The organism is Desulfovibrio simplex, assembly GCF_055387835.1.
In genome coordinates, this window is the sequence record NZ_AP042377.1 from 1,731,871 (window position 1) to 1,752,551 (window position 20,681).

Consider the following 20,681-nt stretch of genomic DNA (forward strand, 5'->3'; position numbering starts at 1 on the left):
CGCGCCGCATAATCAGCAAGCACATTTCTTGAGGCAAGGATGCAGATAGAGCGTGGTCTGGATAAATTACTGCACGGTCAGTATGATGAGGCACTGGAGGCATTCTGCCAGTCCAGTACCTCACCGCAGGCTGAAAAGCTTTGTCAGGTAACCAAGGCCCTCGCAGAAGCAAAAAGCTACGCGGCGGAACTTGCGAAGGGGAATCTATCCGCTTCTCCGCCTGGGCCTTCAAACCCTTTTGCCGCCGAACTCCAGACGCTGCACGTGAACCTCAAGCGTCTCGCGCGGCAGATGCTGATGGCGACCGCGGGCTATCCCGCGTTGCCCAGCGACTATATGGGCGACCTGTCCGAAGGGCTTGAATTCGTCATAAGCCAGGCGGCCACCCTCAAAGAGCAGGCCGAGTACGACAAAAGCCATGATGTCGAAACAGGTCTTCTCAACCGCAAAGCTTTTGTACGCTCGGTTCGCGATATTCTTCAGGAACACCCCGACGGCATCGGAGTGCTCTTTTGCTGCGAGCTGGACAACATCAAGTATATCAATGACGCCTACGGCTATGACAATGGCGACCTCTACCTCAACAGGGTTGCGGAGGTGCTGGAGGCATGCACCTACGGCACAACCCAGCTTGCGCGTCTGGCTGGCAACGAGTTTGCCGTTTATGCTCATGGCTTCAGCAACGAGGCTGACGCCTTCGGCTTTGCGCAAGGTTGCCTGAAAACCCTGCTCAACACCCGCATCATGCTGCGCGACGACGAAGTATGGATACGGGCCTCAAGCGGCGCCGCCGTCTATCCCCACGACGCTCTTGAAAGCGATATCCTCATGAACTGCGCCTACCATGCGCAGCTTGAGGTCAAAAGCCGTAACAGGGGAACCCTGATGCGGTTCTCCCCCGAAATATACCGCACAAAGGCCAATGTGCTGGGCAGGCAGGAAAAGTTGAATGAGCTGATCGACGGCAAGATGCTACGCTTTGCCTTTCAGCCCATTGTAAGCCTGCATGATGCCCGGATCGTCGGCTATGAAGCGCTGATGCGTCCGACAATACCGGATTTTTCCAGCCCGCTGGACATACTCGCGCTTGCCGAAAACCAGTCCAAGCTCCTTCAGCTTGAAAAAATCACGTTTGAATTGATTTTTGAATGGGTCTACAGCCATCGCCGCCAGCTTGGAGAAAGAAAGATTTTTTTCAACACTATCTCCACGCATTTTTTCAATCCGGCTAAATTGCGCACCATCCATCCGAAATATAAAGCCATATGCAAAAACATAGTCTTTGAAATCCTTGAAACGGCCACGGTGGAAAGCTCGCTGGCGCAGCAGGTCAAAGACTTTCGTACAGAAATGTCCACCCAGGTGGCCCTGGACGATTTTGGCTGCGGGCATTCAAACATCCTCAGGCTCATCAATCTTTCACCCGACATTCTGAAAATCGACCGGTTTTTTATCAAATCCATCCACAACACGTCAGCGTCGCAGAAAGACCTTCTCTCTGGCCTGCTGAACTATTGCCGTTCAAAAGGGATTCTGAGCCTTGCAGAGGGCGTGGAAACCTCTGATGAACTTGCCAGCGTCATGCGCATGGGCTTTGACTATGTACAGGGGTACTATCTTGGCCGCCCCGAGATGCACCTCAACGAGCTTGATATGAAAATCCAGGACGAAATAATGGATTTTCGTGAAAGATTTTCACCGCTTCGCCGTACCTGACGCGGCATGGCGGCGGATCTGCCGCTGTCCCCCCCAATTTTACGGCCCGAAACGCGCTGGCGTTCCGGTTTTTTTCATTGGCATGGTTCGAAGCGGCTTCACGTTGAAATGCTTTGCGGGAGAGAACCCTTTTGCAAAAGAGTCCCTCCCCCACGCCCCCACCCCCTAAAACTTTTAATGTATTTTAGAGCATTTTGATTTTGAAAAAGGTCAAATACTTTAAGGGCCACGGCGCGCCCGAAAACTTCCAGCAAGCCGCGAACCGCACCCTTTGTATATGTCTGGCCCCGCCGCTACCGTCAGATGACACCCAACCGCAAGGCGGCATCTTCAAGGCAGGTTTGCGCATAGGGCATCTTTTCCTTGATATGGGCCGTATACTGCGCCTTGACCGAAGCAGTAAGCGCCGGTGAAGCCACTGCGGGCGAACCGCTTGAAAATGGCGGAGCCGGATCGTACTCCAGAACCAGCTGTTTCGCTGCGGCAGCCTCCTGCCCGGCAATGAGCGAAAGCAGCGTCAATCCAAAGTCTATGCCCGACGTCACCCCGGCCCCGGTGACGCGGTTGCGGTCATGAACAACACGCGCGTTTTCAGGGATAGCCCCAAAATAAGACAGCTGATCCAAAAGCGTCCAGTGGGTCGTGGCCCTGTACCCCTTCAGCAGTCCGGCAGCGCCAAGCAGAAAAGATCCGGTGCAGACGCTGGTCACCCATGTGGCGTTGCGCCCCACAGCGGCCAGCCACTCCAGCATGTCTTTCTGCAACATCTGTTTGTACGGATCGCTCGTGCCGGGCACGCACAGAATGTCTGTTTCGCTGATGTCGGCAAAGGTGGCTGTGGGCAACAGGCGCAGCTCCTTGTCGGCCTGGCTTTCGGCTCGGACCGGGTCTTTGCTTCGCCAGACATAGTCGACCCTGAATTGCGCCCCGGCAAGCACCTCTGCCGGGCCGATCAGGTCCAGCGCGGTCATTCCGTCATAGAGCACGAAAGATATGTGCGGGAGCCTTGTCACGGCCTGAGAATCAGCGAAAAGCCGGCCTGCTTCACCTTGTGCGGCAGAAGCTCCCGGCAGGGACGTTTCTGTGCCAGGGGTTGTGGAAAGGGCAGCATCGTTTTTTGTCATGGGTCCTTCCTTTATTGGAGTAATGATTAAAGAAAATACCACAGGTTCGGGCATGAAAAAGCTCCTGTCGTGCCAATCAGCGACGGGATATTGCCACCGGCCGCCCCGCTGGTTGGCTTATTCCTTCTTCCGGAGTACAGAAGCAACGCTTTTACACACCGCACACCACCAGAGGCATTGCCATGAGACCACATTGCTCAAGACATCGCATAGGCATCCTTGCGCTTGATGGTTTTGTTCCTTTTGACTGCAGCGTTCCTTACGAAATGTTTTCCATGGCGACAGCAGCAGATGGAAAAGAAGCCTACGAAATATCGTTTGTTGGAGACAAGAAAGCCGTTGCCTCCGAACAATTCAACATCACAAGAATACTGTCGCTTTCTTCCATGCAGGATATGGATACCATTATCATTCCCGGCATTGTCCAGCCATTTTCCTTCAATAACCCTTCTGTGCTTGAGGCCCTCGGCCATGCGTATTCGGCAGGCGTCAGGCTGGCGTCCATCTGCACCGGGGCCTGTATTCTGGCTGCGGCGGGCCTGCTGAACGGCATATCCGCGACAACGCACTGGGCGCTTGTTAAAGAACTTGCCGCAAGATACCCGCTGGTAAAGGTTGAACCGGACATATTGTATTGCGATAACGGCCAGATACTTACATCAGCCGGGCTTTCTTCCGGCATTGATCTTTGTTTGCATATGGTACGAAAAGACTTGGGCGCCACTGCCGCGGAAAGACTTGCCACATTGTTTGTTGTGCCCATTGAAAGAGACGGCGGGCACCGGCAATTCATACGGCACGCCGCTCCGGATTCCGATGGCAGTCTGTCGGCCCTGTTGCTGTGGCTGCAGGAAAACATGCACCGGAATCTGACCGTGCGGCGGATATGCCGGGAGGCGCACATGAGCGCGAGAACCCTGAACAGAAAATTTCAGGAGCAGACAGGCGTACCGCCCATGGCCTGGCTGACCATGGCGCGCATCCGGCGCTCGCAGGTGCTTCTTGAATCAAGCGCGCTCTCTGTGGAAGAGATTGCTTCCATCACGGGGTTTGGTTCAGCAACATCACTTAGAGAGCACTTTCGCCGCATCGTGGGTACAAGCCCCACAGCCTGGAGAAAAACGCATGCCGTTTGCCCCACAGAGCCCAACCGGCCCCAGGCGTCCAGTGCAGCGCTGCCGCCGCCTGGACTTCTGCGGTCACGTTGAAATGGCTTGTGGGGGAGGAGACCCTTTTGCAAAAGGATCTCCTCCCCCATGCCCCCACCCTCTATAGCAGATTAACTTTTAATTGCTTCATATTCCAAAGTTTTCATCAGCCGAAAAATGCGATTTTCGGCTGAATCCACGCCACGTTGTGGCGCGCTGCACTCTCGTGCAGCGTCAGAGCATGTACACTTTTTCAAAGTTACAATGCTCTAAAATCTTTATTGTATGTCAGAGCAATGTAACTTTTAAATTGCTCTGACTGCTGCGTGAGCAGACGTTCGCTACGGAGGCGTAAGCGCAAGTTTATCTGCGCGGTTAAACGCCGAAGTGAGCGTGTCGTAAACTTTGAGAATGTATATTCGCAAAGGTAATCTGCTCCAGCAGTGTACAACGTGTTTTCTGATATGAAGCGGGGGTTCCAGGGCCAACGTCTTTCAGGCAGAACTCCATCGCGGAATGTATCTTATCTGGAGTGTGCACCTGCAATTGACAGATCCATAAATAAAACATGGCCCGCGGTGTCGCTACACCGCGGGCCACGAAGAGCATCTTGCGAAAAATGCCTATTTTGTGTCTTCCGTATCCCGCACCACTTCCAGAATGGGGGGCAGAGCCCTGATGGCCTCGATGAGCTGGTAGAGCTGCGTGGTGTCAAGCACCTCGACTGTGAACCGCAGTTTAGCGCGGCCATCCACCAGGTTGTCCATGCTCAGGCCGGTAATGTTCACGTTATTTTTGGCAAGTATCTGCGCCACCAGGGCCAGCACGCCATGTTCATTCTTGGCAATGATGAAGATACCGGATTCATAGGGCTTTTCTTCAGCACCGTCCCAATGGACGGAAATGAGCCGTTCCGGCTCCATATTGGCCACATTGGGGCAGTCCGCCCGGTGCACGCTGATGCCGAGCCCCCGGCTGATATAGCCTATGATGGGGTCGCCGGGCACAGGGTTACAGCACTTGGCAAAGCGCATGAGCACGCCGTCCACGCCGGAAATTCCCACGCCCTCGGTCTTGCGGGTCGCGGCCTCCTTGCTTTCCTTGACAGTGGGAGTGGCGGGCGCGGCTGCGACTTCATCAGGATGCAGAACAGCGTACAGCTTGTTGAGCACCTTGCGCGGCGTGGTGTGGGCGTAGCCCACCGAGGCCACCAGATCATCCACTCCTTCAAAATTCATTTCCTGGGCCACCAGGGCCATATGCCCTTCCTTGATGGCCTTGTTCACATTAAGGCTGACCTTGCGACCTTCTTTTTCCAGCATGTCACGCCCAAGGCTTACGGCATGGGCGCGTTCCTCGGTGCGCAGGTAGTGTTGAATACGGCTGCGCGCCCTGGCGGTCTTGACTATCTTGAGCCAGTCCCGGTTGGGATTACGGCTCGGGTCAGTAACAATTTCAACAATATCGCCGTTTTTCAGCTCCGTACCCAGAGGCATGAGACGGCCGTTGACCTTTGCGCCCGCACAGTGCTGCCCGACCTTGGAGTGGATGATAAAGGCAAAATCCAGAGGCGTCGCGCCTTCAGGCAGTTCCTTTACATCACCCGCCGGGGTATAGACATATACCTCGTCTTTAAAGAGATCCATTTTGAGCGAATGCATGAACTCGCGCGAGTCGGTTTCTTCGCTCTGCCGTTCAAAAATTTCTCGTAGCCAGCCAAACTGCTCCAGGTCTTTACTGTTGACGCGGCCTTTTTCCTTGTACAGCCAGTGCGCGGCCACACCGTGTTCAGCCTGTCGGTGCATGTCTTCAGTACGAATCTGGATTTCGATGCGCTCACCCTCGGGACCGATGACGGTTGTGTGCAGGCTCTGATATCCGTTGGTTTTGGGCATCGAGATATAGTCTTTGAACCGTCCGTGTACTGGCCGCCACTGCGAATGCACGAGCCCCAGCGCAGCGTAGCAGTCCTTGATATCCTTAACAAGCACACGAAACGCCATAATATCGTGCATTTCGTCCAGGCTGAGAGACTGCGACTGCATCTTTTTGTAGATGCTGTACTTGTGTTTGATGCGCCCGTACACCTGTCCATCAATGCCGTTGGAGGCCAACAGATCCCTGATGAGGTCAACAACCTTGGCAATGATCTGTTTTTCCACTACCTGATGCTTGTCCAGCCAGTGGTCGATCTGATTGTAAATGTCTGGCCGCAGATATTTGAAGCTCAGGTCTTCCAGGTCGCGTTTAAGAACATACAGCCCCAGGCGGTTGGCCAGCGGGGCGTAAATATCCATGGTTTCCTGGGCGATACGCTTTTGTTTGTGAGCTTTCTGAAAATCAAGGGTGCGCATGTTGTGCAGGCGGTCGGCAAGCTTGACCATGAGAACCCGCATGTCGTGGCTCATGGCCAGGATCATCTTGCGGATGTTCTCTGCCTGCGCTTCCTCCTTGTTTTCAAAGGGAATCATGCTGATCTTGGTGACGCCGTCAACAATATCGGCCACATCCTCGCCAAAATTTTCATCCAGCTCTTCGATGGTGGCCTTGGTGTCCTCCACCGTATCGTGCAGCAGGCCAGCGGCCACCGTGGCCTCGTCAAATCCCATTTCAGCCAGGGTATCGGCCACGGCCAGAGGATGGGACAGATAGGGCTCGCCGGAAAGGCGCGTCTGCCCGACATGGGCGGTAGCGGCAAACACGTAGGCCTTCTGGATAAGCTCCAGATCAGCGCTGGGGTTATGCGCCGCAACCTTGTCGAGAATTTCCTGTATACGAATCATGCGTAAGTCCCATCCGGGGCGTAATATCTTTATAATGTTTTTGACTATGTTCTTAGTTGCTCAGCCTTGTCAACGTCACAAGCGGCGCGAAAAAACGCGCGCTTCCTCAAACCCGGCTAAAAGCCCGGCAAGGTTGAAACCTTGCCGGGCCGAAATACAGTCGCGCTGTCACCGTACAGTCACAAAACAGGACTACTCTGGCGTCAGGCTGTACCCCTGCAATTTTTTGGGCACCCACCACTTTTCAAAGTTGTACATTATGCCTGCAAGCGCAGGTTTAACGCCCTGAAAGCGCTTTTGCACAACGGGCAGGGCATAGGGCACAAAGAGAAAACAGTAAGGCTGCTCCGCATCCAGTATTTCCTGCATGCGAAAATACAATTTCGCACGCGTATCCTGATCTGGCGTTGAACGCGCCTCTTCCAGCAGTCTGTCCACTTCGGGATTTTTGTAGTAGGTAAAGTTAAGGCCACCCTCAAAAGCCTGCGACGAATGCCAGACCTGATAGATATCCGGGTCCTGCGGGATGGTCCAGCCGAGGATTATGGCGTCAAAACGGCCTTTGTTGACAAACTCTCTGATAAATGCGGCCCATTCAACCGTGCGGATGCGCACGTCAATGCCCACGGCCCGCAACTGCGACTGCATGACCGTGGCGGTAAGGATACGCTGCTCGTTGCCCTGATTGGTCAGAATGGTGAAAGAAAAAGGCTTGCCGTCCTTGTCCAGCAGGCCGTCGCCGTCACTGTCCGTAAAACCGGCCTCGGCCAGCAGGGCGCGCGCGGCGGCGACATTTTGCGGCATGGGCTTCAGGGTGGGGTGGTAGGCCCAGACCCCGGGCTTGAAGGGCCCAAAGGCAGGTATGCCCTGCCCCATCAGCACACCCTGAATGATGCTCTCACGGTCGATGGCCTGCGATATGGCCCGGCGCACCCGCACATCCTTGAAAAAGGGATGTTGCAGGTTGAACCCCAAAAAAACATAAGAAGAATCCAGATAGCGGAATTTGTTGAACTCACGCTCAAAGACCGGGCCGGACGTCTGCCGCAGGTATTGCAGCGGCGAGAGGCCCATGACGTCAAGCCGCCCGGCGCGGGTTTCCATAAACATAGTGGCGTTGTCGGGAATGATGCGGTATACGACCTCGTTTATATGGGGCTTGCCCGCAAAATAGCTTGGCGAGGCTTCAAGAATGATGCGGCTGCCCGGTTCCCAGGATTTCAGGCGGTACGGCCCCGCCCCCACAGGCCTGCGCGAAAAGGGCGTATTGCGAATGTTCTGTCCTTCCAGCAAATGACGTGGCAGTATGGGTTGCATCCAGGTGGAGACGGAGCGCGCAAAAAAATGCTCATACTCGACCTCAAAGGTATACCGGTCGATAATGCGAAAATCCTTGATGCGTGAAAAATCTTCGGCGTACGGGCTGCCGGTGGCCGGATCAGCCACAACCTTGCAGGTATAGGCCACATCTGCGGTGGTGAGCTCCACGCCGTCTTCCCACAGGATGCCCCTACGCAGGGTAAACCGCATGAGCCTCCCCTCGTCTTCCATGCTCCAGCTCTCGGCGGCCCACGGCTCAACCTGAAGGTCTTTATTATAGCGCAGGGGCGCCACATAAATAAGGTCGGCCACCTCATGCGAGGCCGAATCCGCGGTAAGATACGGTATCAGATTCGAGGCTTCGCCTATGCTGCCAAAAAGGATGCGGCCGCCGTCAACAGGGCTGCCCCACTTGTTTTCTTCGGAAATGACTTCGTCCGCCAAGCAAGCCGAGGCAAAAAAAGATCCCGTGAAAACAGCTAGTAAGAATGCTCCCACAACCCTGGCAATTATACCCAACATACTGTTTGCCCACTCAAAATTTATTTTTTCCATAATCCTGAAGCTTCATATTGCTTTCGACCCCCCACCTGTGCTATTTATCGCAAACATCATAACAGCGCCCTGTCATTGAAAAATTCAAAATGTCTGACAGAGGTTTTTTGGGGAACGCATGAGCCGATCAGAACAAAGCGTCGTTCGCGAAATGTGCCAAGCTTTTTTGCACGACAGCGTGCCGGAATACATACGCGACGCAGCGTACTATATACTGTCCGAAGGCGAGGTGCAAAAAATAAATATTCAGGAAGGCGAGACCTGGGACGTGCAAGGCGTTATCCAGGGCGATGACCTGCAGGTCTACACGCCCAGCCTGAGCCTGACCATCACCGACCGCAGCACGCGCCACCAGTGCAACTGCTCCGACGCTTTCACCGGCATATGCCGTCATGTGGCGGCCCTCGGCCTGCGCCTTGTGGAAGAGCTGCGCAAAGAACAGGGCGACGCTGAAGAAAGCCCGCCGCCAAGCACAGACTGGAAGCAGAGCTTCCGGAACTTTTTTTCTACCGATATGGAGGCCGAGCCGGGCCGTCACTATCTGATCTTTCGCTTTGAACCGGAACAGGGCCGCCTTCTGGTGTCCTTCTTTCGCGGACGTCAGAACAAGTCCGGTTTGTCCAGCGTACACAATGAGGTGACGCTGGAGCAGATCATCAACAACCCCGAATGGTGCGAATTTTCCCCGCAATTGCCCCATGTGGCCCGCCAGATCGGCCAGCACCTCGACTATTACGGTCACAGGGTTGAAATTCCGCAGGGCCTTACCTCGTGGTTTTTCTGGTCAGTGCGCAAGGAATACTATCTGCTCTGGAAAGATACGGACATGCCCTGCCGCATAGAGAGCACGCCCTTTGCTCTCAAGCTCAAGCCCATTCTGGATGATTCGGGCTTCAGCTTTGAGGTGCTGCTCAAGCGTGAAGGCCGCCCCCCTCTGCCCATCCGGGCAGGCGCGGCCAGCCGCGCTGCCGCTGAAAGCCGCAACCCGCAGAACGAAAGCTCCGCCCCGGAAGACGCGCCCATCACGTTTCACGGGCAAATGCCCCTATGGGTCTGCTACCAGCACAATTTCTACCCTGTGCAGACGGGTCTTTACCCCTCGCTTGTGCGCAACCTCATCTATGAGCGCCCTGTTGTGCCGCACGAGGAAATTTCTGAATTTCTTGACCGCGTGTGGACGCGCCTGCCCGCTTCCGAGCTGTACGAGCCGCAGCAGTTCCTCACGCAGATGGAGCCGGTGTTTCAGCCCGCCACGTATAATCCCAAGCTCTTCCTGGATGAAGAAGGCAGCCTGCTCACGCTTGAGATCGACAATATCTATGAGACCCGCCACGGGGAATTCACGCTCAACGGGCCCAACCCCGACTTCCAGACCGGCAGTTATACCTATGACAGCCAGACCTTCCTGGTGCGCCGCCATCAGGATGAGGAAGCCCAGCTCATGTCGGACCTTGCGAGCATGGATTTTCAGGCCCGCTCCAGCAAGCTGTGGTTTCTTGAGCCGGAAGAAGCCATTGCCTTTCTGCTGGACCACTACCCAAAGCTGGTCGAAAACTACCGCGTTTACGGCGAAAAAGCGCTTTCGCGCTACAAGGTGCGCACGGCCACGTCCAATATTACTGCCGAAGTTGTCAGTAATGAAAAGGAAAAGTGGTTCTCGCTGGATATCACCGTTGATTACGAAGGCCAGTCCCTGCCCCTGGAAAAAATCTGGAAGGCATGGACGCGCGGCAAGCGCTATGTGCAGTTGAAGGACGGCTCCTACACAAGCCTGCCCGAAGCGTGGCTTGAAAAGCTTTCGCACAAGCTGACCGCCCTCGGCCTCGACCCCTCCAAGCCGCCGCAGCACAAATTCAAGCAGTTTGAAGCCCCGGTGCTGGACAGTCTGCTTGAAGACCTGCCCGGCGCTGCCACCGATTCCTTCTGGAACAACCTGCGGGAAAAGATACGCTCTTTCCGTGAGGTGCGTCCCATTGAACCGCCCAAGGGCCTCAACGCAAACCTGCGCGCCTATCAGGTGCAGGGCCTTTCGTACCTCAACTTTTTGTCGGAATACGGCTTTGGCGGCATCCTGGCTGACGAAATGGGCCTGGGCAAAACTGTGCAGACCCTCGCCTTCATTCAGCACATGGTGCAGCACAGCCACGGCGGCCCCAACCTCATTGTGGTGCCCACCTCCGTTTTGCCCAACTGGGAACGCGAAGCGGAAAAATTCGTACCCAGCCTCAAGCTTCTGACCATCTACGGCACGCGCCGCGAAGGCATGTTCAAGCATATCGCCGCATCTGACCTCGTCATCACCACCTACGCCCTGCTGCGTCGTGACCTTGAGGAGATGGAGAAGTACGAATTCAACACCGTCATTCTTGATGAAGCTCAAAATATCAAGAATCCCAATACGATAACTGCAAGAGCCGTGCGGCGGATCAACGCGCGCATGCGGTTGTGCCTGTCAGGCACGCCCATCGAGAACAACCTTTTCGAGCTGTGGTCCCTGTTCGAATTTCTCATGCCGGGCTTCCTCGGCTCGCAGCACGCATTCCAGCGCGGCATCGTCAAACCCATCAAGGATGGCGACGCGGAAACTCTGGATTACCTGCGCACCCGCGTACGCCCGTTCATTCTGCGCCGCACCAAGGCCGAAGTGGCCAAAGACCTGCCGCCCAAGGTCGAAAGCGTCACCTGCTGCGCCCTCGAAGACGCCCAGGCAGAACTGTACGCGGCTCTCGCCCGCAAGCTGCGCGCCCAGGTACTGGCGGATGTGGACGAAAAAGGCTTGGCCAAAAGCCAGATGTCCATTCTGGACGCCCTGCTCAAGCTCCGCCAGATCTGCTGCCACCCCCGGCTGCTCAAGCTGGATCTGCCCGGTTTTTCCAACAACCTGCCTTCCGGCAAGTTCGATGCTTTCAAGGACATGATTATGGAAATTGTGGAAGGCGGGCACAAGGTGCTGGTCTTCTCGCAGTTTGTCCAGATGTTGCAGATCATCAAGCAGTGGCTTGAGTTCTCGCAGGTGCCCTTCTGCTACCTCGACGGCGCGAGCAAGGACCGCTTTGACCAGGTGGACCGCTTCAACAACAGCCCCGACATCCCCATCTTTCTTATCTCGCTCAAGGCGGGTGGCACGGGCCTCAACCTTACCTCGGCGGACTACGTTATCCACTACGACCCGTGGTGGAACCCCGCTGTCGAAAGTCAGGCCACGGACCGTACCCACCGCATCGGCCAGACACGACAGGTCTTTTCCTACAAGCTCATCTGCCAGAACACGGTGGAGGAAAAGATACTCAAGCTTCAGGAAGCAAAGCGCGGCGTGGCCGAGGCCATTATTCCCGGCCAGGACACCTGGAAGTCCCTTACCCGCGAAGACCTGGAAATGCTGTTTGATGTCTAGAGCAGATTAACTTTGAAATGTTTCACATTTCAAAGTGTTCATTCAGCCGAAAAATGTGATTTTCGGCTGAATCCACGCCACGTTGTGGCGCGCTGCACTTTCGTGCAGCGTCAGAGCATTTACACTTTTTCAAAGTTGAAATGCTCTAACTGACCTGGAAATGCTTTGTGGGGGAGGGACCCTTTTGCAAAAGGGTCCCTCCCCCACGCCCCCACCCCCTAAAACCTTTATTGTTTTTTTGAGCATTCTATTTTGAAAAAGGTTAAATGCTCTGTGGCTTTTGCCCACGATCTGACGATACCTGTTCCGTAATAAAAGCCCCGGCCTTGCCGGGGCTTTTATTACATCCTGCACGTCTGGTATGTTTCAGGACCACGCCGCAGGCGTACGACCTGCAATCAGGCTGCCAGCGCAGAAAACCGGGCACCTCCTTTACTTTTCGCGTCAAATGTCGCATGGTACCCGGATTATAACAAACAGACTCAGGTATTCGCCGCATGATCCAGGTAAGCAATCTTCTCAAGCGCTACGGCAGCAATGTTGTTTTGCAGAACATCAACATGCAGGTACGGCAGGGCGAAATTTTCGGCATTGTCGGCCATTCCGGCGCTGGCAAATCCACACTGTTGCGGTGTCTCAACGGCCTTGAGGCCTATGATGAGGGAAGCGTCAGGGTTATGGACGTGGAAGTGGCCTCGCTTGAGCCCCGCGCCCTGCGCCTGCTGCAAAGCAAGATGGGCATGATCTTTCAGAATTTCAATCTGATGGCCCGCAAGAACGTTTTTGACAACGTGGCCTTTCCCCTCCAGCTCTGGCACAAATCCGACCGTGAGAAGCGCGTTATGGAACTGCTGGACCTCGTCGGCCTCACGGACAAGGCGCGCCAAAGGGTGCAAAGCCTGAGCGGCGGCCAGAAGCAGCGCGTGGGCATTGCCCGCGCCCTGGCCCTGAACCCCAGCATTCTGCTTTGCGACGAGGCAACCTCCGCCCTTGATCCCAAGACCACCTCATCCATCCTTGACCTGCTGGAAGACATCAACAAGCGGCTTAACCTGACCATCATCATGGTCACGCACCAGATGGAAGTGGTAAAACGCCTCTGCCACAGCCTGCTGCTGCTCGACGGCGGCAAAACCGTGGCCATGGGCAAGACCGAAGACCTTTTTCTTTCGCCCACCAAGGATATGCAGGCCATTGTGGAGAATGAGTACACGCTCATTCCCGGCGGCACCAACATCAGGCTCATGTTCCCGCGCGTCATCTCGCAGCAGAGCGTCATCACGCAGATGGCAAGGACCCTTGGCATCGATTTTTCCATTGTGGGCGGCAAGCTGGAGCGGTACCTGGACGATGTCTTCGGCTTTCTGATCATCAATGTGCAGGATCAGGACATTGAGGCCGTACTGCGCTACCTTGAAGAGCAGCACCTCTATTGGGAAATACTGGAATACCCGGTGAAACAAGCTTTGGATGCGAGCCATGAGTGATCTGAGTACCCTCGCGCAACTGGCGCAGGACTTCGCCCCCCTGTGGGATCGTCTTCAGGACAAAACGCCCGAAATTCTCCTGGCCACCTGGGAAACCCTCCAGATGGTGATGCTCTCCACGTTCTTTTCACTGCTCATCGGCTTTGCCCTGGCCATCCTCATGATCGTGACCAACCCCATTGGCCTGAGCCCCTGCCGCTCGGTTTACAGGGTGGTGGATTTTGTGGTGAACTTGGTGCGCTCCTTTCCCTTTATCATTCTGTTGATCGCCATCATCCCCTTTACCCGCCTTGTAGTGGGCACCTCCATCGGCAGCGCGGCGGCCATTGTACCCCTCACCATCGCGGCGGCCCCCTTTGTGGCCCGCCTCATCGAAACCTGCTTTCTTGAGGTGGACAGGGGCGTGATCGAAGCGGCCCGGTCCTTCGGAGCCAGCAATTCTCAGATCATTTTTCGCGTGCTCTTTCCCGAGGCGCTGCCTTCCATAGTGCTCAATATCGCGGTCATTGCCATTACCCTGCTTGGATATTCCGCCATGGCCGGCACCGTGGGCGGCGGCGGCCTGGGCGATCTGGCCGTAAAATACGGCTACAACCGCTTTCAGGTTGATATAATGGTCTATTCCGTTATCATTCTGTGTGTGCTGGTGCTGCTTATACAGGGCATCTGCAACGTTTTGTACAAGATACTGCGATAAAGCCCCGCCATTTCCATCGCGGGCCTTGATTCTTCAACCGGCACAGTCTTACCCAAGCGAGGAGCCATCATGAAACGCCTGCTTCTGTCTCTGGCCATGATTCTGACCCTGGCCGTTCCTTCCTTTGCCGCCGAAGACATCGTCATCGGCGTCACCCCCTTCCCGCACAAGGACATCATGCTTGTGGCCAAGCCCCTGCTGGCCAAGGACGGCTACAACCTGGTCATCAAGGAATTCACGGACTACGTGCAGCCCAACATGGCCCTGGCCAATGGTCAGCTCTTCGCCAACTTCTTCCAGCATGCCCCCTACCTCGACAACATGAACAAGGAAAAAAACCTCGGTCTTGTGTCCATCGGCAAGGTGCATATCGAACCGCTGGGCGTGTATTCCAAAAAAATCAAGAAGCTGGCCGACCTCAAGAAGGGTGACGCCGTTTCCGTGCCCAATGACCCCACCAACGAAGCCCGCGCCCTGCGCCTGCTTGAAGCCAACGGCATCATCAAGATCAAGCCCGGCGCTCTCGTGACCGTGGCCGACATCACTGAAAATCCCCTTGGCCTCAAGTTTCATGAACTTGACGCCGCGCAGCTGCCCCGCACGCTGGACGACGTGACCGCCTCCGTCATCAATACCAACTTTGCTGGCGAAGCCGGTCTTATCCCCGCGCGCGACGCCCTTGTTATTGAAGGCAGCGAATCGCCGTACGCCAACATCATCGTGGTGCGCGAAGCCGACAAGGACAGCCCCAAGGCCAAGGCCCTCATCAAGGCCGCCCAGTCGCCCGAAGTCAAGGCGTACATTGAAAAGGAACTGGTGGGCAAAGGCATCATGCCCTCGTTCTAGCACAGCGCTGTTTTGCGTCCTGGGGCCTCTGCGCGGGCAGCGCCCGCCAGGGCCTGGGACGACCTCCGGCACTGAAACAGGCAGTTTCAATGCTGGCGCGCTCAAAAAATTCTGCATGCCGCTACGGGCGCCTGTCTTGCCAGGCATGACATAACCCCAGGGAAGCCAAGACAAAAAAGCTTTCGTAGTGTTCAAAACGCATGACATCATAAAGACGGCTCAGACGGGATGTACCTTTTTCCGTCCGGGCCGTCTTTGCCTCGGGCTGCCGATGCGCTATCATAAACACATACGCCGACACGGCAGAAAGGATACAGAGGATACCCATGCTGACGATTGATACATGGCGAGGAAAAAAGGCCCCTGAAAATCAGAGAGCCTTTATGGGATGGGGCGGCCTGACGGTCAACGACAATACGGTTGATGTTCTTGACATGCTGCGCGCATATTATGCCGTGGCGTCGGGCGAATCCTGCGGCCAGTGCTTCCCCTGCCGTAGCGGTCTCAAACGCATTGCCGCGCGCCTTGACGATATGTGCCAGGGACAGGAACGCGCCGATGACCTGGAATATCTGCGCGAACTGGCCGCCATGGTTCGTGCCAGCGCCCGTTGCGACATAGGTCAGACCTCGCCCCAGCCCCTGCTGGATGTGCTGGAACAGGCCCCGCAACTGCTCAAGGCCAGAAAGACCTCTGGCGGCAACTATACAAGCATGGTTACCGCCCCCTGCGTCAACGCCTGCCCAGGGCACGTCACTATTCCTGATTATATTGAAGACATCCGTTTTCGCCGTTTTGACAAAGGTCTTGAGCGGGTTATGAACAACTGCCCCATGCCCGGCACCATTGGCCGCGTGTGTGAGCGCCCCTGTGAATCCGCCTGCAAGCGTGGCCTCAAGGGCAAGCCTGTGGCCATTCGCAACCTCAAGCGTTTTCTTTTTGACCACAACGCCGCGCTCAATCAGCCCTCTGTTTCCAAAAATCCCCCTGCCAGTGGCAAAAAAGTGGCCATCATCGGCGGCGGGCCTGCCGGGCTGTCCTGCGCGTACTACCTCGCCCATTTGGGAGCCGCGCCCACCATTTTCGAACGGCACGACGTCTGCGGCGGCATGGCCAAATTCGGCATTCCCGATTTTCGCCTGCCGCCATCCGTACTGACGCGGGAAATAAACGTGGTGGCTGCCGCCGGCAGTGAAATCCGCACCGGCGTTGAAATTGGACGCGACATTTCGGTAGACCAGTTGCACGATGAGGGTTTTGAAGCGGTCTTTATTGCAGCAGGCGCGCCCCACGCCCCCGGTATGCGTTGCGAAGGCGAAGATAGCTGCCCTCAGGGCTACCTCAGCGGCATCCATTACCTTCATGAAGCCACCATGGGCAGACAGGCCGTAAGCGGCACCCGCCTTGTGGTGGTGGGCGGCGGCAACGTGGCCATGGACTGCGCGCGCACGGCGCTGCGCCACGGCTTCAAGGAAGTGCGCGTGGTCTACCGCCGCACCGAGGCGGAAATGCCCGCCGACCCCGTGGAAATTGAAGAAGCCAAGGAAGAAGGCACTCTTTTCACCTTTCTGGCAGCCCCGCTGCGCATAGAAAACAGAGACGGCCGCGTTACCGGCCTTGTGTGTCAGAAAATGGAGCTTGGCCCTGCGGACGACTCCGGCCGCCGCCGCCCTGTTCCCGTTGAAGGGGCCGACTTTGAACTGCCCTGTGACGCCATTGTCTATGCCATCGGTCAGAAGGTGGCTCTGGAAGTGATTCTCAAAGGCAAGGACGGGGCCCTGAACAAGTACCGCACGCTGGACGCGCACGACATCACTGGCGAAGTCAGCGCCCTGCCCCGCTTTTTCGGCGGCGGAGACTGCGTTACAGGCCCAAGTTCGCTTATAGCCGCCCTTGCCGCCGGCAAACGTGCGGCCGCTCACATAGCCGCCCACCTGAACGGCACGGATGAAGGCCCCACCGTGCGTGAAAAGCTGGAACAGGCGCTCATGTCCATCAATATGCTGGATACGGAAGACTCCGTTCCCCTTGAAGACCCGACGCCGCCCATGCCCATTCACGCCATTCCCCTGCGCGAACGCCTGCACGGCTTTACAGAGGTGGAAACAGACCCGCTGGAGTGGGAAGCCGTACGCGAATCGTCGCGCTGCCTGCGCTGCCTGCGCGTCGTCATGACTGCACATTGAGTATGCGCGCAGAGTTCATTGATTTTTACAGATGCGCGCAAAACCTGCTGACGTAATTGTCCATAGTTATTCAGGCGCAAAACCCTGCGGGCCACGTGCCGGAAACGCACAGCCCAAGGGCAGGCCGCAAAAATTTAAATATAGAGCGTACGCGCCACTGGCCGCGTCGTGCAAATATGTAGGACGGGCCGACTCTGGCCCAAACGGGAGTTTCTATGTTTGTCACCATTAATGGAAAGCAGGCTGCCTTTCAGCCTGGGCAGACCATACTGGATGTCGCTGCGGCCCACGGCGTCTTTATTCCCACGCTGTGCTGGCTGCCCAAGACCGGTCACGGCAAGGTCTGCCGCATCTGCTCCGTCGAGGTAAAGGGGCGCGACCGTCTGCTGCCGGCCTGCTCTTCACCTGCCGAGGACGGCATGGTCATTGAGACGGATTCCCCGGTGGTGCTTGCCACGCGTAAGAACATTCTATCCCTGCTGGTGGCAGAAGGCCGTCACGACTGCTTTTTGCGCAAACTGCCTCCCGACCTCTGGCCCGCCTATCAAAAAGCCGCAGGGGCCATGCCCCATCGTGAGCATCCCTGCCCTGCCGAAGGCAAATGCCAGCTCCAGGCATTGACCATGAAGTGCAATGTGCCCGTCAAGGACCTTGTGCCGGAACCGGGGCATTTTCCCCTGGATGACGACCATCCGATGATCACGCGCGACTTCAGCCGCTGTGTGCAATGCGGACGCTGCGCCTCGGTCTGCTCGGCCATTCAGGTCAATGACGCCATCCCGCCGCAGTTCGGCCGCAGGGCTGAAAAAGAATCCTGGTGGCCCCTGGTGGACTACACACGCTGCACCCATTGCGGCGAGTGCGTTCAGGCATGCCCCACCGGGGCGCTTACGGCAAAGAAGTCCTATGGCCTTGCCGTGCGTGAAGACAAAATAGACACGGTGCGCACCACCTGCCCCTACTGCGGCGTGGGCTGCCAGCTGAACCTGTCCGTCAAGGACGGGCGCATAATTGAGGTCAACGGCGTTGAAGACGGCAGCCCCAACAAGGGCAGCCTGTGCGTCAAGGGGCGCTTCGGCTATGACTTCATCTACAGCAAGGAACGGCTCACCGAGCCCCTTATCCGCCGTCAGGACGGCTCGTTCAGGACGGCCTCATGGGACGAGGCTCTGGACCTCATAGCTGCCAAATTTTCTGAGGCGATTGAAAATCACGGCCCGGACTCTGTGGCCGGTGTGGCATGCGCCCGTAGTATCAACGAAGATAACTACCAGATGCAAAAACTCTTTCGCGCGGTGTTCAAGACCAATAATATTGATCACTGCGCGCGTACCTGACACGCCCCCACTGTGGCCGGTCTGGCCACATCGTTTGGTTCAGGTGCGATGACCAACAGCTTTGCCCACCTGGGCGAAGCCAAGATGATTCTACTCATTGGTTCCAATATCACGGAGGCGCATCCCGTGGCCGGAACCCTCGTCAAACGGGCCGTGCGCAATGGGTGCCGACTCATTGTCGTGGATCCGCGCCGCACCGACATCGCCAAGGAGGCGGAAACCCACCTGCAGCTGCGTGTGGGTTCGGATATCGCCCTGCTCAACGCCATCATGCATGTGCTCATCAGGGATGACCTGTATGACAAGCACTTTGTGGCGCGGCACACTCTGGGCTTTGAAGAACTGCGGCGCAACGTGGCCGACTGCACGCCGGAGCGGGCCGCGCCCATTTGCGGCATCGCGCCTGAAATCATTGAGCGTACCGCCCGCGACCTGGCCTCGGTTAAACCCGCCATGCTGGCCTATACCCTTGGCATTACAGAGCATACCTGCGGCGTTAACAACGTGCTGACCTGCGCGGCGCTGCAAATGCTTCTGGGCAATGTGGGCAAGCCATTGGGCGGCGTGAACCCTCTGCGCGGGCAGAACAATGTGCAGGGTTCCTGCGATATGGGCGCTCTGCCGGACACCTATCCCGGCTACGGCAAGGTTGCCGACAAGGCCGCCAGGGAAAGCCTGGAACGATTCTGGGGAACGTCCCTGCCCGCGGGCCCGGGCATGATGCTGCCCGACATGCTTGATGGCCTCAAATCAAAGAAAATCAGAGCGATGTATATATTTGGCGAAAACCTTGCCAATACGGAACCCGATATCGGCCATGTGGAAAGCTGCCTGGCCTCTGCGGAGTTTCTGGTGGTGCAGGATATTTTTCCCAACGAAACAACGCGCTTCGCCCATGTGATCCTGCCTGCCGCGGCCTGGGGCGAAAAGGACGGCACGTTCAGCAACAGCGAACGCCGCGTCAGCCGGGTACGCGCCGCCAGCACCGCGCCGGGGCAGGCCAGGATGGATTGGTGGATTTTCAGGCAACTGGCTGCCCGTTTTGGCCATCACTGGGAATCGGATTCTGCCCAGGACCTGTGGGACAACGAAATATCGGCAGTGGCCGAAATATTCCGCGGCATCAAGTATCACCGCATCGAGGGCGATGGCCTGCAATGGCCCTGCCCGCATGAAGACCATCCCGGAACCCCGGTGCTGCACTTGGACGGGGCATTCACACGCGGCAAAGGACTGTTTGTGTCCGTCAACTGGACACCGGCGGCAGAAGTCGCCGATGCGGAATACCCCTTTGTTCTCAGTTCCGGCAGGCGGCTCTACCACTACCACACCAGAACGCAAACGGGCCGCAGCAAGGGCCTCAACACGCTTATGGGCCACGACACGGCGGACATATCCACCGCAGACGCCGCCCGGTTGCAGATAGCCGACGGCGAGACCATCCGCGTGTCTTCACGCCGGGGATCAGTGACGGTGCGGGCAAAGGTCACGGACGACATGCCTGCCGGAATGGTCTGGATGGCCTTTCACTTCCGTGAAAGCAACGCCAACTGGCTTACCAACCCCGCCATGGACCCTGTTACCAAGACGGCTGAATACAAAGCCTGCGCCGTAAAGATCGAAAAAATCTGACACGGCCCGACAGCCCGATATAATCTGATCAACAAGATCAGACCCGACGAGATCATGCCGCGCACTCAGGCCACCCCTGAGTACTGTCGGCATGGTCTCGTCTTTTTTGCCGATGCTTTGCCGCCGCAGAGAAACAAAACCTGTTGCCGTAAAGAAAGCACGTTCACGTGAAATACTTTGTGGGGGAATGAGTTAAGGAAGCACTGATTAAAGATCCTCCTGGAAACGCGCAGTTGTTTCGTTTGGCAAGACGCGATCTTTTTTTGAAGCAGGAGTGGACTCTTCCGTCCTCGACTGTTTCAAAAAAAGTGAAGCAACGCCGCCAAACGGAATAAATCAGCGTTTCCTTAAATGCGCGCGGCATGCTTGCTATGGCAGCATTCCTGCCTGGCGTTGCCGGTGCTTGTATCGTTTCTGCCATTCAAGAACCTGGCGAAGGAGCAACCCTTCTGTTTG

11 protein-coding genes are annotated in these 20,681 nt (G+C 56.5%); 8 read left to right on the plus strand and 3 right to left on the minus strand.

The window, feature by feature from the left end; translation table 11 throughout:
- Positions 1-39: 39 nt before the first annotated feature.
- Complete coding sequence (locus tag ACZ5DH_RS07105) at positions 40-1,716, plus strand: EAL domain-containing protein (RefSeq protein ID WP_464256373.1); 1,677 nt, start codon at positions 40-42, stop codon at positions 1,714-1,716.
- Positions 1,717-2,015: 299 nt separating this feature from the next.
- Here ACZ5DH_RS07105 and ACZ5DH_RS07110 read toward each other — a convergent pair whose 3' ends face one another.
- The gene (locus tag ACZ5DH_RS07110; protein WP_464256374.1) at positions 2,016-2,840 is read right to left on the minus strand and encodes a DJ-1/PfpI family protein; all 825 of its coding nucleotides are present in this window, start codon (positions 2,838-2,840) and stop codon (positions 2,016-2,018) included.
- Between the two features lie 182 nt (positions 2,841-3,022).
- Here ACZ5DH_RS07110 and ACZ5DH_RS07115 point away from each other — a divergent pair, with 182 nt between their 5' ends.
- Positions 3,023-4,048 (plus strand): GlxA family transcriptional regulator, encoded by a 1,026-nt coding sequence (locus ACZ5DH_RS07115; RefSeq protein WP_464256375.1) that lies wholly within the window; start codon positions 3,023-3,025, stop codon positions 4,046-4,048.
- Between the two features lie 563 nt (positions 4,049-4,611).
- Here the strand turns inward: ACZ5DH_RS07115 and ACZ5DH_RS07120 are convergent.
- Both ACZ5DH_RS07120 and ACZ5DH_RS07125 read right to left on the minus strand, forming a co-directional pair.
- Entirely contained in the window at positions 4,612-6,771 is a 2,160-nt protein-coding gene (locus tag ACZ5DH_RS07120) for a RelA/SpoT family protein (protein WP_464256376.1), read from the minus strand.
- Between the two features lie 192 nt (positions 6,772-6,963).
- On the minus strand, positions 6,964-8,613 hold the full coding sequence (locus ACZ5DH_RS07125) for a peptide-binding protein (protein WP_464256377.1): 1,650 nt from the start codon (positions 8,611-8,613) through the stop codon (positions 6,964-6,966).
- A gap of 151 nt (positions 8,614-8,764) precedes the next feature.
- Between ACZ5DH_RS07125 and ACZ5DH_RS07130 the strand changes: the two genes are divergently transcribed.
- The 6 genes from ACZ5DH_RS07130 (at position 8,765) to fdhF (ending at position 20,225) form a co-directional block, all read left to right on the plus strand.
- Complete coding sequence (locus tag ACZ5DH_RS07130; RefSeq protein ID WP_464256378.1) at positions 8,765-12,040, plus strand: SNF2-related protein; 3,276 nt, start codon at positions 8,765-8,767, stop codon at positions 12,038-12,040.
- A gap of 497 nt (positions 12,041-12,537) precedes the next feature.
- Positions 12,538-13,527: a methionine ABC transporter ATP-binding protein gene (locus ACZ5DH_RS07135; RefSeq protein WP_464256379.1), complete on the plus strand. Its 990-nt coding sequence runs from the start codon at positions 12,538-12,540 to the stop codon at positions 13,525-13,527.
- Positions 13,520-14,224 (plus strand): methionine ABC transporter permease, encoded by a 705-nt coding sequence (locus ACZ5DH_RS07140; protein WP_464256380.1) that lies wholly within the window; start codon positions 13,520-13,522, stop codon positions 14,222-14,224. Before ACZ5DH_RS07135 ends, ACZ5DH_RS07140 begins: the two co-directional genes overlap by 8 nt.
- 69 nt (positions 14,225-14,293) lie before the next feature.
- Entirely contained in the window at positions 14,294-15,070 is a 777-nt protein-coding gene (locus ACZ5DH_RS07145) for a MetQ/NlpA family ABC transporter substrate-binding protein (RefSeq protein ID WP_464256381.1), read from the plus strand.
- Positions 15,071-15,396: 326 nt separating this feature from the next.
- Positions 15,397-17,256 carry an FAD-dependent oxidoreductase gene (locus ACZ5DH_RS07150; RefSeq protein ID WP_464256382.1) on the plus strand — a complete coding sequence of 620 codons (1,860 nt, stop codon included), beginning with the start codon at positions 15,397-15,399 and terminating at the stop codon, positions 17,254-17,256.
- 215 nt (positions 17,257-17,471) lie between these two features.
- Positions 17,472-20,225, plus strand: coding sequence for a formate dehydrogenase subunit alpha (fdhF, locus tag ACZ5DH_RS07155; RefSeq protein WP_464256383.1), 2,754 nt, complete (start codon positions 17,472-17,474; stop codon positions 20,223-20,225).
- Positions 20,226-20,681: the final 456 nt, after the last annotated feature.

What these genes read in the sequence shown, in the direction of transcription:
- ACZ5DH_RS07105 (WP_464256373.1), top strand. Translation starts at nt 40, where the DNA reads ATGCAGATAGAGCGTGGTCTGGATAAATTACTGCACGGTCAGTATGAT.
- ACZ5DH_RS07110 (WP_464256374.1), bottom strand. Translation starts at nt 2,840, where the DNA reads ATGACAAAAAACGATGCTGCCCTTTCCACAACCCCTGGCACAGAAACG.
- ACZ5DH_RS07115 (WP_464256375.1), top strand. Translation starts at nt 3,023, where the DNA reads ATGAGACCACATTGCTCAAGACATCGCATAGGCATCCTTGCGCTTGAT.
- ACZ5DH_RS07120 (WP_464256376.1), bottom strand. Translation starts at nt 6,771, where the DNA reads ATGATTCGTATACAGGAAATTCTCGACAAGGTTGCGGCGCATAACCCC.
- ACZ5DH_RS07125 (WP_464256377.1), bottom strand. Translation starts at nt 8,613, where the DNA reads ATGTTGGGTATAATTGCCAGGGTTGTGGGAGCATTCTTACTAGCTGTT.
- ACZ5DH_RS07130 (WP_464256378.1), top strand. Translation starts at nt 8,765, where the DNA reads ATGAGCCGATCAGAACAAAGCGTCGTTCGCGAAATGTGCCAAGCTTTT.
- ACZ5DH_RS07135 (WP_464256379.1), top strand. Translation starts at nt 12,538, where the DNA reads ATGATCCAGGTAAGCAATCTTCTCAAGCGCTACGGCAGCAATGTTGTT.
- ACZ5DH_RS07140 (WP_464256380.1), top strand. Translation starts at nt 13,520, where the DNA reads ATGAGTGATCTGAGTACCCTCGCGCAACTGGCGCAGGACTTCGCCCCC.
- ACZ5DH_RS07145 (WP_464256381.1), top strand. Translation starts at nt 14,294, where the DNA reads ATGAAACGCCTGCTTCTGTCTCTGGCCATGATTCTGACCCTGGCCGTT.
- ACZ5DH_RS07150 (WP_464256382.1), top strand. Translation starts at nt 15,397, where the DNA reads ATGCTGACGATTGATACATGGCGAGGAAAAAAGGCCCCTGAAAATCAG.